Genomic DNA, 16,122 nt, shown 5'->3' on the forward strand with positions numbered 1-16,122 from the left:
GTGGACATGATAGGGTAGGCATTCATATAAACTTCTATCAGGCCTGATACGGGATAGGGTAAACGCTTTTTTGACTTCTATCAGGCCTGATGTATCACGCCTGATACGGGAAAATACATAGACACCCCTACAGTCAGAAACCATAGGGGCCATTTTAGAGTATTGGGTTAGGTGCTAGGTGCTAGGGTTTGCGCCAATCATCAGCATTGGGGGTATCTTTACGGTTAGGGTTCTGATGATTGTTACTCGATTTACAAACGATTCTATCAAAGGAACTTTTCATAAAATCAAGTAAAATACGCAACAATTCACTGTTTTTTATATTTTTTGTTATTTATGATTATTACTTTAGAATTAATCAATACTTATAAATAAATAATAAATATATCATCAAAAACGATAAAACAATTATTGACTTTATACGATAATTGTGCAATATTTAAATTATCGCCACAGACAACTCAAATAAAGAGCCACTATCTAAAAAAATAGTGGTTAGTTCACTCTGTTTACTTTTTGGCGATTTAGCTTTTCGTGCTCTGTTTAGCCCCGGGATTGTCGGCTGGCGCGCTTGCCGGAATTTCACCTTTTTCTTGACTTTCAGCTTCACTCCTGCCAGCAGTTAATTCACCTAGGTTATCTAAAGTGAATGTGTCTTTGTCTGGTATAACAAACATACTCTTGTGGGTTTTAAGTGCTGCTGGCTGTTTAGTGAAATAGTGAGCCAAGACATATAGCATTGAGTTTATCCCTACTATAGGGGGAGCCTTAACACTGATATAACGCAACGTTTTTTCTTTGGTTTTGGGTTTATATTTTAACCAATAACCTGGGTCTAACGGGGCTTTAATGAAATAGTGATTATATTCACTGCGACGATAGGCTACTACCCTAGCGCTTTTTAGGGGTGTACGCCTATTGGGAACCGGTGTTGTAGCGGTTCCTGGCGGTTTCCAGATGGTTAAGTTTTTTACCTCCGCAGGTTCATCTTTTAATGTGTCTTGACTACCACCTAACACATACAGCAATAACAAAGGGAATGCAACACCTATTTTTGACGTTTTATCAACTGGCACTTCAACTACCAGCTTAGGCCCTAGGTGGGGTGATTTCGCGGTGGGGAGGCCGTCTTTCCATCCTTTGACTGCGGCGGCGTATGCAGCGTCTAAAGGCATAATATTAGTTTCCTTTTTTCTAAATTATCTAAACTAGGGTAGGTAGAGTGATGATATTAACACCTACCCAATATCTATTAATCAACAAATAACTCAGTCGCTACCACGTCAATAGAACCGTCTGTAGGGTCTAAAACATCATCACTAGGGATTGACATGGAGACACTGATAAGACCTGTAGCCATGTTACGCGTGTAGCTTGTGATAACGGTTGCACCATTGGGATTATTTGCTGCGATAGATTGCATACGCTGGGTTTGCTCGATAAGTTCAAGTAGTTGATTTTCCATCGTGGTAGCATTTAGCAATTTGGGAGCGGCCATAGTTTTATTTTTACTCAATTCGATATTTAGACTATAGCAGTATATTCGCCGATTATGGTGGTTCCGATTTACTTAACAGAAGCTACATATATGTAGCTTCTCATACATCAAACACAACAGCACGTTACCAATACCAACATTACACCGAAAATCTGACCAAGTGACAACCGAAAAAATCCAACAAGCCGCTATGGCTATGTTTTATCGGTGCAATCCCGATAGCAAGGCAAACCCTAGCGCCTAGCACCTAACCCAATACTCTAAAATGGCCCCTATGGTTTCTGACTGTAGGGGTGTCTATGTATTTTCCCGTATCAGGCGTGATACATCAGGCCTGATAGAAGTCAAAAAAGCGTTTACCCTATCCCGTATCAGGCCTGATAGAAGTTTATATGAATGCCTACCCTATCATGTCCACATAATACCCATAACTAAATTACCTACAACAGACGGCTAAGATTTTTGGGTAAGGTGATTATGTGGGTATCGGTTACGCACCTGATGATTGCCAACATAGAATGGAGACTTACTGAGGATTATGCTGGTATCGGTTCAACATCTCGATAGTCTCCGCCAGTAGTAAAGATGTTTAGGGATATCGGGTTGGTTCCGGTAGGAGATGATTTAGATTTTGCGATCGCACTCCCAAGAATCTCCCCAGTAACAATCATGGCTTGACCCCATAGACAATCACTACGGCGATCGCTCATAGGTTTACCTATTGTAATGAATGGACTTAGCCAGATCGAATCAATTCGGAGACCTGGAGGAAATTTTGGCTACGGTTATCGTCTTGATTTTGAGAGCCATACCCTCCCCCCTAACCGGAACAGACATCTTGGGGAAACGACCGATACGATAGCAGTCAAGGGTGAGGTACGAACCGATAGGGATACCCTTGACGGGTATCGTAAGGGAGTTAACCTATCGCTTGTTTGGTTAGGGGGGTGATATAGATATTTGACAGATTGGTTAAGTTGTGCTTATTGATTAACCCGTCAATAATTAAGTTTTGTTGCTAAAGGATATGCACTAATTGTCCCGTATGCTAAGACTGAATGGAGTGCATTAAGAGTGCAGTGATATGATTATCGGGTTAAGTACATTCCCATAATCGCCGTTAGGGTAGGGGTTTAGATAAAATCGGGATGACAGGATTTGAACCTGCGACCCCCTCGTCCCGAACGAGGTGCGCTACCAAGCTGCGCTACATCCCGGAGTTTGACCTCACATTTAGCTATGATAGCACATTATATCTTTAGTTGAACTAATTGGCTAAAATCAAGCTAAACATATCATGAGCTACTATGGTATCTAAACCCGATTGGTTGAGAGTTAAAGCGCCCCAGTTCGAGCGCGTTGGGAACGTCAAAGGGATCCTGCGGGATCTGGGATTAAATACTGTCTGTGAAGAGGCTTCCTGTCCGAATATTGGGGAATGCTTCAACGCGGGGACGGCTACATTTTTGATTATGGGTCCGGCTTGTACCCGCGCCTGTCCCTATTGTGATATTGACTTTGAGAAAAAACCACAGGCTCTTGATCCGACAGAACCGGAAAGATTGGCTGAGGCGGTGCGACGGATGCAGTTAAATCATGTGGTGATTACGTCGGTGAACCGGGATGATTTACCTGATGGGGGAGCATCTCAATTTGTCCGCTGTATTGAATCGGTACGATCGCTATCTCCCAAAACTACCATAGAGGTATTAATCCCGGACCTGTGTGGCAATTGGGAAGCCCTAGAGACCATTCTACAGGCTAAACCAGAAGTCCTCAACCATAATACTGAAACTGTCCAACGATTATATCGGCGGGTTCGTCCCCAGGGTGACTATCACCGTAGTTTAGAATTATTAAGGCGATCGCGACAAATCGCCCCGTGGTTATATACCAAATCTGGGTTAATGGTAGGATTAGGTGAAACCGATGCAGAAATCCGCCAAGCCATGGTAGATCTGCGAGAGGTTGACTGCGATATCCTGACCCTAGGACAATACCTGCAACCGAGTTCTAAGCATCTGGCTGTAGCTGATTTTATTCCCCCGGAACAATTTGCGACTTGGAAAGCCTACGGGGAGTCTCTAGGGTTCTTACAAATTGTCGCTTCTCCCCTGACTCGTAGTTCCTACCATGCTGAACAGGTGCAGAAGTTGATGCAGCTTTACCCTCGCAGTTCCAATTAGCCAGCCATCAAAGTAGTAGCAGGTGAAAGGCTAATTGTGATCATGATCTCATTGACACTCCCAAGGATTCGCTTCGGGAGTTTGGTTAGCGGTGTGTCAGCAATATGGGAGTTATTGGTGGCGTTACCTAAGCTATAGGTCTGACGGACCCGACAAAAGGATTCGTTTCCGGAGCGTTTGGTTACTGGTCAAAATTCATCTCGCCGTTAAGCCGATCGGCTTAACGGGAGTCCTCTTTTGAGATTTAAGATCAGCTTGGGAATTTGTTTAACTTAACTGTGTTAGACTGGATTAAATTCTCCAAAAAAGCCTGCTACAATTTGGGGCAAGAAAATCTCAAATCAGTGTAACTAAGTCTGACATCGCTGCTGGTTCAGGCGGGCATTGTAAACTTTTATTACGAAACTCATAGATTCTTCAAAAGTGATCGGGAACCCCCATTACAGGTGATGAAGATTAGCTTGTTAACTGATAGGGGTCACTTCTTTAATGAGGGAGTTTCCATATACTAGGTAACAGACCTGAAAAAGTAACCCTTATTATTGATCTACTGACTAATTCAGGTATCCCTCACCAATAATTCATGACTCAGATTGCTGATCGGCAACATTGGGAACTGAAAGACTCAAGAGCGGTCTTAACCTGAATCAAGAATTAGCTAGTGCGATCGCCAACCTTAACATCCTGGGAATACTGAATCCTAGGCTCTGTGAGAGCAATTTGTGTTTAACCAAAAGCAACTGAGAACACGATCATGTCAGCCACCAAAGCTTCCCCAGATCAAGAGTCCACCCAAACTTTCCCAACTAAGGACAAGGATATGGAACTACCAACAGATGAACTCATCCGCCTTGACTTCAGTGATGTTGACCTCTCTGAGGCTCAAAGCAGTAGGCGCACTACGGACTTAGTGCGTCTGTACCTCCAAGAAATTGGTCGGGTTCGCTTACTGGGAAAAGATGAGGAAGTCTCAGAAGCCCAAAAAGTTCAGCGTTATGTACAACTGGTGGAATTGCGGGACACGGAGGCGGAAACCAAGGGGGGGGTACTCCAGACCTATGTTAATCTCCTGAAAGTACGCGATCGCCTCTGTGCTAAATTAAGCCATCGTCCATCCTTAGAGCGTTGGGCTGCGGCTGGGGGGGTTAATGTAGCTCAACTCAAGCAGATTATGGCAGAGGGTAAGCGCTGTTGGGCGGAACTAGCTAACCTGAGTGTGGAAGAGCTAAAACAGGTCCAGAGGGAAGGGCTACAGGCTAAAGATCACATGATCAAAGCTAATTTGCGCCTGGTGGTATCAGTTGCCAAAAAATATCAAAACCGTGGTTTAGAACTATTAGACTTAATCCAAGAGGGAACCCTAGGATTAGAACGAGCCGTAGAAAAGTTTGATCCTACCCGTGGCTACCGCTTTAGCACCTACTCTTACTGGTGGATTCGCCAAGGAATTACCCGAGCGATCGCCACTCAAAGCCGGACTATCAGGCTTCCGGTGCATATTACCGAGAAACTCAATAAAATTAAGAAAGCCCAGCGCAAGATTTCCCAAGAAAAAAGTCGCACCCCCACCATTGATGACATCGCGACTGAGCTCAAGATGACCCCGGATCAAATTCGGGAAGTGCTGCTGCGAGTTCCCCGTTCAGTTTCCTTAGAAACCAAAGTGGGAACCGACAAAGATACAGAACTAGGAGATTTGCTAGAAACAGAAGAAAGCACCCCGGAAGAACTGTTGATGCGGGAATCTCTTTATCGGGAACTACAGCACCTCCTAGCCGATCTCAGTGGTAAGGAGCGGGCTGTCATCCAAATGCGTTATGGTTTGGGTGATGGTCATCCTTACTCCCTAGCGGAAATTGGTCGTGCTCTGGATCTGTCGCGGGAACGGGTTCGCCAAATCGAGGCTAAGGCTCTGCAAAAACTGCGCCAGCCTAAGCGTCGTAACCGAGTGCGGGATTATCTGGATTCTCTGGATTAGTTTTTGAGCCTTGGTGGCGGGGTTATGGGAGATAACACTCGCCCCTAGGGTTGGGTTTATCAGAATTGATTATCAATAAGCTAGTTTTTTTGACAGAATCTCAAAATCTTGTGTATCATTGTCAGTATTAAGGTTTTATTGATAGTTTAATGATGGTGTTATATACCGCGACTTCGTTTAAATCGGAACTGAATAACAAAGGGTGGCGACTGACTCCTCAGCGGGAAACTATCCTCCATGTTTTTCAAAATTTGCCAAAAGGAAATCATCTCAGTGCTGAGGATCTCTATGATTTGTTAAAAGGTCGTGGGGAGACGATTAGTTTGTCTACGATTTACCGCACACTCAAGTTAATGGCGCGGATGGGAATTTTGCGAGAGTTGGAACTGGCAGAGGGCCACAAGCATTATGAAATAAATCAGCCTTACCCACACCATCATCACCATCTTGTCTGTGTACAGTGTAACAAAACCATAGAATTTCAGAATGAGTCGATTTCCAAAATCGGTTTGAAGCAGGCGGAGAAATCTGGGTTGCATTTACTAGATTGCCAATTGACAGTTCATACTGTTTGTCATGAGGCTTTACGCATGGGCTGGCCTTCATTGGTTTCTAGTAATTGGTCTTGTTCTCAGGCGATCGCAGAAACTTCCGGTGAGTACCTTAACCCTGATTGAGTTTCACTTGGCGGCGTGGTAGTCCCAGGAACCGCTGTCTATCCCTAGGGCGATCGCCAGCGGGTTGATGCGGTTCCTCAAATATATACAGATACGGGGTCTAAAAGCTCCCTTGTTATTTTTGTGCTTGGCGTTGCAGACCCGGCGAGGTATGGGAAGAACTGATACTGACAGAGTGCTGATTGATATGACCAAAACTAGGCCGAGTGACGTTAAATAAGTAGGTCTCTGTAGTCGGTCCAACAATCCCGGTGGTAGTGATGTTATAGGCTTGCTGAAATTGAATCACAGCATTTTGGGTCTGGCCGTCAAAAAAACCATTAATCGGGCCATTATAGAATCCTAACTCCCTTAACCGCCTTTGAATGCGTCGCACATTTTCTCCGGCGTTACCCATTGCTATATATGTATTAGGATTAGTTGCCACAGGTCTGACGACGAACCCTGGACCGGCTGGAACTGCGGGTATGATGGGGCGTTGGATAGTAGCCCTAGCTAAATGGAATTGGGTGGTGGGTCCCACTTGACCTGTTTGGGTGATGGCATTATCCCGTTGGAAGCGAACGACAGCCACGCGGGTAGATTCACCAAAAACCCCATCAATCATCCCTGTATAGTACCCTAATTGCTGTAATCGCTGCTGAAGTGCAATTACATCTGCTCCCCGACTTCCGAGCAGGAGAATTGAGGAGGGATTAGATTGGTTCATGGAAACATTGGTAGAGTTGGAAGTAATACCACCATGACCCAACATCTGTTGACTGGCGAGGAGGCTTTGGGTAGTGGGTCCAATAAAACCTGTGGGGGTGAGACCGTTCACCATTTGAAAGTTACGAACGGCTTGGAATGTTACCTCATCATAAAAATTGGTAATTTGACCTGGGAAAAAACCGAGTCGTTGCAATTCTCGTTGTACTAAGCCGACTATAGGGCCAAAACTACCGGGACCAAGGCTAACATTTCCAGCGAGGCTACCTGTGCCGCGATTGAGAATGGCTAGGGTGTCTTCTGTGACTAGACCTGTGGCTGCAATTGAGTTGGCTTGCTGAAAACGAATGACGGCATCCCGGGTGATCGGTCCAAAATATCCGGTGGGGTTGTTGTTGAAGAAACCAAGATTTCGCAGGCGATTTTGGAGGCTGGTAACTCCGGGTCCCATGTCTCCTAATCCTAAACCGATTAATTGGCGATCGCTGACTGGGGTAGTATTGAGAGGGGGACTAATGGGGTTCTGGTTGGTTGCGATCAAAGCCACAACGGTATTAGGGCCTACTATGCCATCTTGGGCTAAACGGTTATCGCGCTGAAACTGAATAACTGCATTTTGAGTTTCTTCACCAAAGTATCCGGTGGCGTTAGCGCTTAAATATCCCAATTCTCTGAGGCGGTTCTGAATTTGAGTAACTTCGGGTCCGAAATCCCCAATAGCTAAAACTGCCTGGGCTGCATAAGTTATACTCAGAACCAGCAGCATTGTCCCTAGAGATAGAAGCCATCGATAGGCTTGACTAGATAGTTTTCTGTTGGGAATGAGTTGCTGAGGATTTTCGTAACTCAGGGCGAGGTGCAGATAAGCATAAGATTCCATAATAATTCTTCAGCAAAATATAGGTAGGAAAGGGAAACACTGAACCCCAAAAACCATAGGTTTCGGTTTCCCTTTCCATTATATTACTTATACCAAACCTGCGCGATCGCATAACATCGCTACAATCACTGAAAAAGCGGTAATTCCCAAGGCTACCCAAGGACTTTGACCTTGACTAACAGCGAAAGATGTGGCTACTCCAGCCCCTAAGCCAGCGGTCACGGCTGCACCAATCGGATCACGTTCTGATTTGGGTTTATACATAGTCTTTATAATGATAAATTCCAATGGCTGCCACTGTAGCACCATGATTGACAGGGTGGATGCAAAAGTTGCTAAATTGAAATTAAGGTTTAAATTTAGATAAGTTTCTTAACATTCGGCGGGTAAATTCTGGTGGTTTTTTAAGAAAGTTAACAAAATCGGCTCTGGGTCAGGAGGGGCTGGTATTTCCTCTCAATTCATCCTCAAAGGTCTAGCGGCTATTCCCACCTGTCTAATTCTTGAAGGGAGTTTTGCAATAGGCTAAGAATTTGGTCTCTGCGGGTTTCAAAGTTGGCGGCACCCCAGATAAAAATTAATCCGCCGAGAAAAACTACTATCCATTTTAAAAAGGAGTAAACTGAGTTTAAAATGATTAATTGATTGACAATATTAATGACAAATGTGGCTGTGCCAATGTACAGAAAAGCACGAGTTTTTAGGCTTAAACCAGCACCAATGGCGATTAAACTAATGAGACCGGGAATAATTCCTACCCATTGACTTTCTAATAAGGAGATTACGCAAATTAAGCTAATACTGAGGATGCGGATTAGGTGTCGCAGGGGTCGGCGTTGGGAACCTTTTAAGTAGGGTTCCACTTGTAGAATATATAACATTGATAAAGCGGGAGGGGTGATTAGCCACAGGAAATAAGTATCTGCTGGACTGGATACAATGGCTTTTAAGATTACCCAATTTAGCAGAAAAATACTAATGTAAGTAAACCGAATATTTTTACTTAATTCGGCTAGGAATACATAGAAAATGGCGGTGATGACGGTGGCTATATACCAGGAGGGTAGTTGGGGGGGATTAATGAAACTATGAATAATTGCCATAGATCCTATTGGGAAAATGATGGCAGACCGTCGCCAGGGTGTCTGTGACCATCCCCAATTTTCCCAGGGGGATATATAGAAATAATAGGCAATTATAGAAGCGATCGCACCTATCCAAGGAAACAGAATATTTCCCCATCCCAAGACATCAATCATATAAGAAAGGATGGCTACGGCTTGCAATAAACCCAAATAAACCCAGATATCTTGTGGTTGTTGGTGGGGATGACTGCGACCCTGTACGATCGCATAACGACTGAGAAGGATGCCACTTCCTAACCCTACTAAGGGACTGGTATTTCCGGGGATAAAACAGGATATTACTAATAATACACTAGCGATTAACCAATGGCAATGGGCGATCGCTTTAATTTCTCCCGCCGCCAGGTTCAAATATCCAGCTAAGGTTGATGATAAGATCCGATACAGATAGACGAAGCTGGTAGTTAATACGGTGAAGGCGACTAATTGATTAGCTAGGGGTTGGGAACTCACTTGCTGGAATAACATTTCTCCGGTGGCGACGGATACTCCGACTATTCCCAAATAAACTAGGGGTTTTAATGAAGAATGTCGCCGTCCTACTCCTATTAAAATAAAGGCAAATCCCAGGCTATTTAAGCCAGTCCATACGGCTATTTCATTAAATCGCAGAACTGTTCCCAATATACCATATAATAAAGGGATAACTTGCAGGGATTTGGGTAGACTCAAATCTGGGTGTTTTTTGTGCCACAAATCACCGCCTATTTGGACAATAATTCCTAAAGCTGTATTAGCGATCGCCAACAGAATTAAAGAGTGGGGGAAAAATCCCAATATTTCAGATATAAGTAATTGTATACCCCAAAATATTCCATAAATACCTAATTCAAAACTGCGAGTTGACAGAGTGGCTGTCTGAGTCCTAAATGCTATAGCTGCTACGGTTAAAGCGATGATTATGACAGCTAATAAACTCGGTTGTATTTGTTGTTGAAAAACTAACAGAGAATGAAAGGTGATCAGTAGTAACTGTATCGCCGCCAGTGAAGTTCCCCACAGGTCTGCTGCTTGTCTATAGAGTTGGGATAATGAGGCTTCCCGGTTGAGTAAATTATGCCGTAATATCCACAGAATATTAAATACTATGGCGTTAATAAGTAACCAGTCTAAGCTAGAAATTATCGGGAGTTCCCAGAGGATAGCCGTTAAGAAACTGAGACCAAACCCTACAGCGATCGCCGCTACAATTAGCCGACGTATATAATAGGAGTTAATGGCAATTATGACGGTGCTTATACCTAAAGATATCGCCCGAATTACAGGTATTTCGACTGTCAAGAGTTGCGCGACTACTGTAGTCACAATGGCTAATTCAGCGGATTGTTTTTGTTTTGAATTGCTACCATATTTCCCGACAAAAGTCAAGCCCAAAGGTGTGATTAACCAGATTAAATTGACAGGTTCAATGCTATTGCTAAGTAGGAGATAGCTACAACCCGCCAAGACTAAACCTAGATAAAAACCACTTTTTCCCCAACTATGATCTGGGGTATCATATCGAGATATAAAGTAATGATGACTGGCGACATATAAGCCAAATTCTGCTACCATTAGCGACAATAAAATTATCGACCACTCGGTATAGTTAAGAGTAGGAATTAGCCAGTTGATGCTACTCACCAAAGCTAGTAAAGCGGTGATATGGGTTACATATACTCGAAATGGTGGGCGATAGTTTCGGCGTTTAGTAACTACGGCTAAGGTGAAAGTTGAGGCGATTAAATTAAGCGATCGCGTGAAAGGATTAATCACCCCCAACAAGGCTAAAAATACTCCTAATAATAATGCGATTTTCTCGCCAAATAATGCCAATCTACGCTTAGGTATTTGATACAGCCACTCAGTAACCGCCAGCATCAAAATCAGATAGGGAAACCAGGTTAAGCTAAGTAGTGACCAAGGGTAATTTTGGCTGTTAGTAATTTCAGCAGCAGTGATAATAGTAGTTTGTCTCATACCACTAGGAATCATGAGTCCTAGTAACCAAACCATCTGTAATCCTATGGTAAAGATTACTAATAAATCCCGCCGTCGCCAAGAGTTTCGCAGGTGTTGAGTCCAGATAGAAATTACCAAGGCGCTAATTAGAAAACCGTGCCAAGGATAGGATATCAGAGAAATTAACCAGCCTAAAAGTAGTAATCCGTAGCCGCCACGATTTATCAATGGTGAGGAAAAAGAGTAGATTAACCATCCACAAATACCTACAGCTAATCCCAAAGTATTCAACGGGACTTCGGCGACAAAAATGCCGCGACCCAGGATAATAATTAGGCTATAAATTAACAGAGCGATATCACGATTAGCTAAGGGTTGATAATTAAGTTTGTGGCGAGTATATAAGGATATAGATGCGGTGATAATTACGGCTAAATAAATGGCAATTATGGGAAAGTTTGACCAACTCCACCCCCAGTGAAGGTAACTGAGAAGTAATAAATTGGCGAGTTGTAGCTTGTGGGTAACTGATGGTGTAGAATAGAGTTTAATGGTGGTAGTGGATAGCAGGAAGGTGGCGATCGCAATGGTTATCCATCCTAGGGGATATCCCCATAATCCTAAGCCATCCATTGCCCAAAAATTGAGGGGAATTAACAGTAAGGTAACTTGACGCAAAGTAGCAGCAGTCAAGGTTAAGTTATTCTGTTTTTCCGTCCATTGGCTACCCACCCAAAATGCCAAAGTATAAGCAAGTAATACTCCATATTGTGCAAAAGCGGGGAATCTTTCCCACTGACTCGCCGCCAGTACGCCGGAAGATACCACCACCATAAACAGTCCTAAAAATAGCAGCCAACGCACACTAAGTTCAGATTTAAAAGACTGTAATAATTGGGTGATTACGGGGGGAATGTTTGGCGGTAATGTGGCGTTAAAAGTAGTTTGAGGTTCCCTAATAATAGGTGGTTGATCTTCCCTAACAGGGGGATGATATACGCGGGAAGGTGGCGGTAGGGGTAGGGGTTGACTTAGATGCAGCTTACAGAGTTGTTTAACCTGTTCTTGGGAAATTAAACCTAATTCTAGCCAATATTCCAAACCATCCAACAGATCTGGATTATCTGGATTAATTATAACTTTAACCGCGATCCATCGTTCCCAGGGTGAGGACATAGTTTAAGGATAGTTAATTCATGTTAATAGGTGAGTGGAACCATTCTGGCATCTAAAAATGATTTTGGCAAGATTTGCCAAGTCGATCGCCTAAATATATAATGAAGCTAGTACAGGCGAAAGGATGGGGAATTTGTGCCAATTAATCAACTGGCTGATCATCCATTGCCTTGGTTAAGGAACCAAAGCAGTTACATAGATGGCAGATTGGGGAATTTAGTTCCTAGGGACCCCAATTAAAACAGTGTCATAATTTCGGTAGCGGTAGGGATGAACTGTGAATAGGATCAAAGCATAAACCAACCACCACAGTTCAAACCCAGCCATGATTTCAGCAACTAAATTACCATTTCTCTCTGTTCTTGGTCTAATGGCTCAAATGCGGGCTAATCTTAATATCATGTTGTTAGAACATTATGATCAGCTTACCCAACTATTAATGGTGATACCGAAATTGTCACTGATGGTCAATGCCATTAGATTAACTCTGGGTTAAAATCACAGTTTCGCCTGTTTCAGTAGACCGTCTAGCCGCATCAGCTACTTTCAGGGTATAAAGACTATCTGCGGTAGAAATATAAAGAGGGGTTCCGTCAAAAAGGTGATCGAGAACCATGGTAGTATCCCGCGCAAACAAACCGCTACGACTTCCGACTTCAATGGGTTGAGGAGTATCTCCCCGTAGTAATTTACCCTCTTTTGGGGTAAATATCAAAGTTCCGGCTTCCCCATAAAGGGTAAAAAGGTTTTCGGACTCCCAAAAGGTTTCGCCTTTTCCGTAGACGACCTCACCAATGGTCCCACAGGTAAAGTGTAACTGAGTCTGACACCAACAGGAACGATAACGATCGCGATCGCCATCGACATTCCAAAACTGACTCTGGGCGTTTACAGAAGCCACAGCACCAAATAGGTCAGTAAAACGATGTAAACGGGAAAGCGCCCCCACCAAGGGAAAACCAAACAGAGAATTTTGGTAGGTCCAGCGATCAGAAGCCGGACGTTGAGGGTTAATAGTGCTGTAGCGGGCATAAAATATGGTTCCGATCGCCTCTAAAGATGCTTTAATAGCATTGTGCAATCCTCCCAAAAGTTCCAGATGTTCCACATGAAGGAGTTTATGGCGGCGTGAAGCCAAGGCGAGCAACTCCTCACCCTGTTGAGGATCGAGACAGAGGGGATATTCAACCACGACGTGCTTATCATTTTCCAGGGCGGCTTTTGCGATCGCCCCATGATCGCGGTTAATGGTGCTAATCATAATCAGGTCTAAATCGTCTCGCTGTACCAATTCCAGCCAATTAGGGACCAATTCCGCATTAAACTCTTGACAGAAGGCTGCTGTAGTTTCAGGACTATGACCGGTAACCGCCACTAAATGCGATCGATGATCAGATTCCAGGGTTTGGGCGCGGGACTTAGCAACATACCCAGTTCCCACTAAACCGACGCGAATAGTGGAAGGGTTGAAAATTGTATTAGAAAAATTACTGGCTGTCATCTACAGACTGATATATTTTCGGGGGATACTGAGTAAGGCCTAAAACCCTAGCTCATCCATTATTATCCCTTATGCTGACGACAGTGCAACCACCTGGCCCTATAGGCTGGCCAGATAAGATATAAGCAATTGGGATGTAATTAGAAAAATTTATAACAAAAACCGTTCATAATATGGCCGTAAAAGGTTTTACAACCTCGTGTTTTTCCTTTAATATCAGAAAGTGAAGAAAACCGAGACCACAGGGAGTTAGGCTAATATTCCCTTGTGATTTATATAGGTTTTTCTTATCAATTTTTTTTGAGAACTAGAGAGGAACACTGAATGGCTACTTACAAAGTCACTCTGATTAACGAAGCTGAAGGCATCAACGAAACCATCGAATGCGATGATGATACATATATTCTTGACGCTGCCGAAGAAGCTGGACTAGATCTGCCCTACTCCTGCCGTGCTGGTGCTTGCTCTACCTGTGCTGGTAAAATCACCAGTGGTACCATTGACCAGTCTGATCAGTCTTTCTTAGATGATGATCAGATCGAAGCTGGGTATGTTTTGACTTGTGTAGCCTATCCCACCTCCGACTGCACAATCCAAACTCACCAAGAAGAAGCACTCTACTAAGTTTCTGCCACCTGGTCAGAGAAGGGAGAACAGGTTATTTTGGTTAGAGCGGATCTGTTCTTCCTTCCCCTATAGCCAGGATTTATGGAGCTTGCTGCCCAGTGATTAAATAATTGTTCAGGGGTTCTAGTTGAGTCCCCGGAAAATAAAATTCCAAAATGCGATCGCTAGACCAACCCAACCGGGCGAGTTTATGCGATCCTATTTGGCTGAAACCGACACCATGACCAAACCCGCCGCCCACAAAATTATAGCCTTGCAGAGTTTGGTTAGGGCCATAAATCGGATCAATATAGAATAGGGTACTAATAGGAGGCCAAAAAGCACTTTGGACCTCATCCTTATGGATGGGGATAACACCCTTATCAGTTTGTACCTCCATTTTCAACACCCGGCCAGAGTGAGCCCTTTCCACCACCCTCACCTGTTGAATAGTGTTAAAATCTGCCAGGGGACTTTTGCGACGCTTGAGATAAAATTGCAGATGATTAGTCATGGCCTTGAGATCTGTTCGGTATTGCCAGCGAAAATCACTCCAACCCTCTTCATTAAAACCCTTCCTCAGACTCATAAACCGCCGGAAGTTCTGTTCATCAGCTAGGCTGTAGCTTTCCAGGTTCCACACATTTTGAGTAGTATCTAATACTGACCTGAGATAGGGTGGCTTGGGTCCATCCCAGACATCATTAAAATTAGCAGTAATGCCACCACTAGAGGAGAAATACACCGCATCGACCAATTCCCCGTCATAGGTCAGCACTAGGCCCCTGGTGTTAGTAATAGCGTTATCAGTAGATGGGTAAACCTCGGTTAACCCCTTATATACTTGACAATCGGTATTGGCACAAATTTGATAATTGTCCGCCTCAAACCGATGCAGATTCCGCAAGACATAGGTACGCGCTAAAATAGCCTGGGCTTCAATAGAAGCAGCGGGAGGCCATGCGCCCATTTCATGGGGTACAACTCCCCGCAAATAGGTTTCTAAGGGAACATGGTTAACCAGGGTATAGGTTCCGTAGGCATCTGGCTGGAGTTTTAAACTGCCTCCATAAACTAAAGCCTGGGGGTCATCTCTTTTCTTACCTACGGAAATGACATTCTGGGGAGCTTCAATTTTTAACTCTTGGCGGTTGTAACGATAGCCACCTAACACCCAATAGGGGACGGGTTTCTCTCTGACTACTTGGCTGGTGAAAGTAGGCTGATAGCCCTGGGCTTTTATGCTTTCTAGTAACCATCGGCGCAACAGGGGAGTTGAATAAGTTTCCCGAGAAGCCCAAACCTGCCATACATCGGGTTGCGCTAGTTCAACTTCGATGCCCATTTCTCGCCATTTGTTAGCCTGCTGTGCGGCGGTTTCATAGCTGCGGTGACTGCTAAAAATCAGACGTTCGTTAACTTGGGGTTCTGGAAGGGGTTGCATTTCCACCTGAATAACGGCGCTGAGGGTATGCAGGACTTGTTCACCTTCGGGGGTGGCAAAACGCAGGCTGAGATGGTCTCCAGGTTTGGCTTGCAAGACGAGGGTATCTGTGGGGGTTTTACCAAATTGCTGCACTACGCCTACTTCTAGGATAGGGTTAATTTCTTCTTGGGCGATCGCTTTAGTCGGTGTCAGTCCCAATAAACATCCGAACATTAAAACCATTGGCAACTTGCCTAAACTCTTAGAAACAGACTGACCACTACTCCGGGAGTATAGGTTAGGTTGGGGGGCTGTTATCGCGTTTATCATCTCGGCTCTCAGATATCAGGACACGCTATCCATTATGAATGCTCAAACCCAAATCTCCCGCTAGAATTGG

General features: G+C 44.1%; 13 protein-coding genes and 1 tRNA gene. 5 read left to right on the forward strand and 9 right to left on the reverse strand.

Going from position 1 to position 16,122, the window contains the following annotated elements:
- Window positions 1-524: 524 nt before the first annotated feature.
- The 4 genes from NLZ44_RS03650 to NLZ44_RS03665 form a co-directional block, all read right to left on the reverse strand.
- Entirely contained in the window at window positions 525-1,175 is a 651-nt protein-coding gene (locus tag NLZ44_RS03650; RefSeq protein ID WP_493751879.1) for a hypothetical protein, read from the reverse strand.
- 77 nt (window positions 1,176-1,252) lie between these two features.
- The gene (locus NLZ44_RS03655) at window positions 1,253-1,498 is read right to left on the reverse strand and encodes a hypothetical protein (RefSeq protein WP_493751455.1); all 246 of its coding nucleotides are present in this window, start codon (window positions 1,496-1,498) and stop codon (window positions 1,253-1,255) included.
- A 536-nt stretch (window positions 1,499-2,034) separates the two neighbouring features.
- A complete protein-coding gene (locus NLZ44_RS03660) occupies window positions 2,035-2,208 on the reverse strand; it encodes a hypothetical protein (RefSeq protein WP_493751878.1) in 174 nt (57 codons plus the stop codon).
- Between the two features lie 433 nt (window positions 2,209-2,641).
- A tRNA-Pro gene (locus NLZ44_RS03665) sits at window positions 2,642-2,715 on the reverse strand.
- A 90-nt stretch (window positions 2,716-2,805) separates the two neighbouring features.
- On the opposite strand from NLZ44_RS03665, the gene lipA reads away from it, so the two are divergent.
- From lipA to NLZ44_RS03680, 3 genes are all read left to right on the forward strand, one after another.
- On the forward strand, window positions 2,806-3,684 hold the full coding sequence (lipA, locus tag NLZ44_RS03670; protein ID WP_493751880.1) for a lipoyl synthase: 879 nt from the start codon (window positions 2,806-2,808) through the stop codon (window positions 3,682-3,684).
- 754 nt (window positions 3,685-4,438) lie between these two features.
- On the forward strand, window positions 4,439-5,662 hold the full coding sequence (gene sigC, locus NLZ44_RS03675) for an RNA polymerase sigma factor SigC (protein WP_493751881.1): 1,224 nt from the start codon (window positions 4,439-4,441) through the stop codon (window positions 5,660-5,662).
- A gap of 152 nt (window positions 5,663-5,814) precedes the next feature.
- Window positions 5,815-6,339 (forward strand): ferric uptake regulation protein, encoded by a 525-nt coding sequence (locus tag NLZ44_RS03680; protein WP_174447168.1) that lies wholly within the window; start codon window positions 5,815-5,817, stop codon window positions 6,337-6,339.
- 115 nt (window positions 6,340-6,454) lie between these two features.
- Here NLZ44_RS03680 and NLZ44_RS03685 read toward each other — a convergent pair whose 3' ends face one another.
- The 3 genes from NLZ44_RS03685 to NLZ44_RS03695 form a co-directional block, all read right to left on the reverse strand.
- The gene (locus tag NLZ44_RS03685; RefSeq protein ID WP_493751882.1) at window positions 6,455-7,927 is read right to left on the reverse strand and encodes a peptidoglycan-binding domain-containing protein; all 1,473 of its coding nucleotides are present in this window, start codon (window positions 7,925-7,927) and stop codon (window positions 6,455-6,457) included.
- Window positions 7,928-8,014: 87 nt separating this feature from the next.
- Complete coding sequence (locus tag NLZ44_RS03690) at window positions 8,015-8,191, reverse strand: hypothetical protein (RefSeq protein WP_006619144.1); 177 nt, start codon at window positions 8,189-8,191, stop codon at window positions 8,015-8,017.
- Between the two features lie 218 nt (window positions 8,192-8,409).
- Window positions 8,410-12,189, reverse strand: coding sequence for a hypothetical protein (locus NLZ44_RS03695; RefSeq protein ID WP_493751883.1), 3,780 nt, complete (start codon window positions 12,187-12,189; stop codon window positions 8,410-8,412).
- 325 nt (window positions 12,190-12,514) lie between these two features.
- On the opposite strand from NLZ44_RS03695, the gene NLZ44_RS03700 reads away from it, so the two are divergent.
- Entirely contained in the window at window positions 12,515-12,685 is a 171-nt protein-coding gene (locus NLZ44_RS03700; RefSeq protein WP_493751884.1) for a hypothetical protein, read from the forward strand.
- On the opposite strand, the gene NLZ44_RS03705 is transcribed toward NLZ44_RS03700, so the two are convergent.
- Window positions 12,671-13,690 carry a Gfo/Idh/MocA family protein gene (locus NLZ44_RS03705; protein WP_493751885.1) on the reverse strand — a complete coding sequence of 340 codons (1,020 nt, stop codon included), beginning with the start codon at window positions 13,688-13,690 and terminating at the stop codon, window positions 12,671-12,673. The two genes, NLZ44_RS03700 and NLZ44_RS03705, sit on opposite strands and share 15 nt — an antisense overlap.
- A 324-nt stretch (window positions 13,691-14,014) precedes the next feature.
- Between NLZ44_RS03705 and NLZ44_RS03710 the strand changes: the two genes are divergently transcribed.
- The gene (locus tag NLZ44_RS03710) at window positions 14,015-14,314 is read left to right on the forward strand and encodes a ferredoxin (protein WP_493751886.1); all 300 of its coding nucleotides are present in this window, start codon (window positions 14,015-14,017) and stop codon (window positions 14,312-14,314) included.
- Window positions 14,315-14,396: 82 nt separating this feature from the next.
- Here the strand turns inward: NLZ44_RS03710 and NLZ44_RS03715 are convergent, their stop codons facing one another.
- On the reverse strand, window positions 14,397-16,052 hold the full coding sequence (locus NLZ44_RS03715; protein ID WP_369299682.1) for a SpoIID/LytB domain-containing protein: 1,656 nt from the start codon (window positions 16,050-16,052) through the stop codon (window positions 14,397-14,399).
- Window positions 16,053-16,122 lie beyond the last annotated feature (70 nt).

This window comes from Arthrospira sp. PCC 9901, from assembly GCF_059013425.1.

Excerpts from the sequence above, each read along its gene's own strand:
- NLZ44_RS03715 (WP_369299682.1), bottom strand. The coding sequence starts at position 16,052 with ATGATAAACGCGATAACAGCCCCCCAACCTAACCTATACTCCCGGAGT.
- NLZ44_RS03705 (WP_493751885.1), bottom strand. The coding sequence starts at position 13,690 with ATGACAGCCAGTAATTTTTCTAATACAATTTTCAACCCTTCCACTATT.
- NLZ44_RS03695 (WP_493751883.1), bottom strand. The coding sequence starts at position 12,189 with ATGTCCTCACCCTGGGAACGATGGATCGCGGTTAAAGTTATAATTAAT.
- NLZ44_RS03660 (WP_493751878.1), bottom strand. The coding sequence starts at position 2,208 with ATGAGCGATCGCCGTAGTGATTGTCTATGGGGTCAAGCCATGATTGTT.
- NLZ44_RS03710 (WP_493751886.1), top strand. The coding sequence starts at position 14,015 with ATGGCTACTTACAAAGTCACTCTGATTAACGAAGCTGAAGGCATCAAC.
- NLZ44_RS03685 (WP_493751882.1), bottom strand. The coding sequence starts at position 7,927 with ATGGAATCTTATGCTTATCTGCACCTCGCCCTGAGTTACGAAAATCCT.
- NLZ44_RS03650 (WP_493751879.1), bottom strand. The coding sequence starts at position 1,175 with ATGCCTTTAGACGCTGCATACGCCGCCGCAGTCAAAGGATGGAAAGAC.
- NLZ44_RS03700 (WP_493751884.1), top strand. The coding sequence starts at position 12,515 with ATGATTTCAGCAACTAAATTACCATTTCTCTCTGTTCTTGGTCTAATG.
- NLZ44_RS03655 (WP_493751455.1), bottom strand. The coding sequence starts at position 1,498 with ATGGCCGCTCCCAAATTGCTAAATGCTACCACGATGGAAAATCAACTA.
- NLZ44_RS03690 (WP_006619144.1), bottom strand. The coding sequence starts at position 8,191 with ATGTATAAACCCAAATCAGAACGTGATCCGATTGGTGCAGCCGTGACC.
- sigC (WP_493751881.1), top strand. The coding sequence starts at position 4,439 with ATGTCAGCCACCAAAGCTTCCCCAGATCAAGAGTCCACCCAAACTTTC.
- lipA (WP_493751880.1), top strand. The coding sequence starts at position 2,806 with ATGGTATCTAAACCCGATTGGTTGAGAGTTAAAGCGCCCCAGTTCGAG.
- NLZ44_RS03680 (WP_174447168.1), top strand. The coding sequence starts at position 5,815 with ATGGTGTTATATACCGCGACTTCGTTTAAATCGGAACTGAATAACAAA.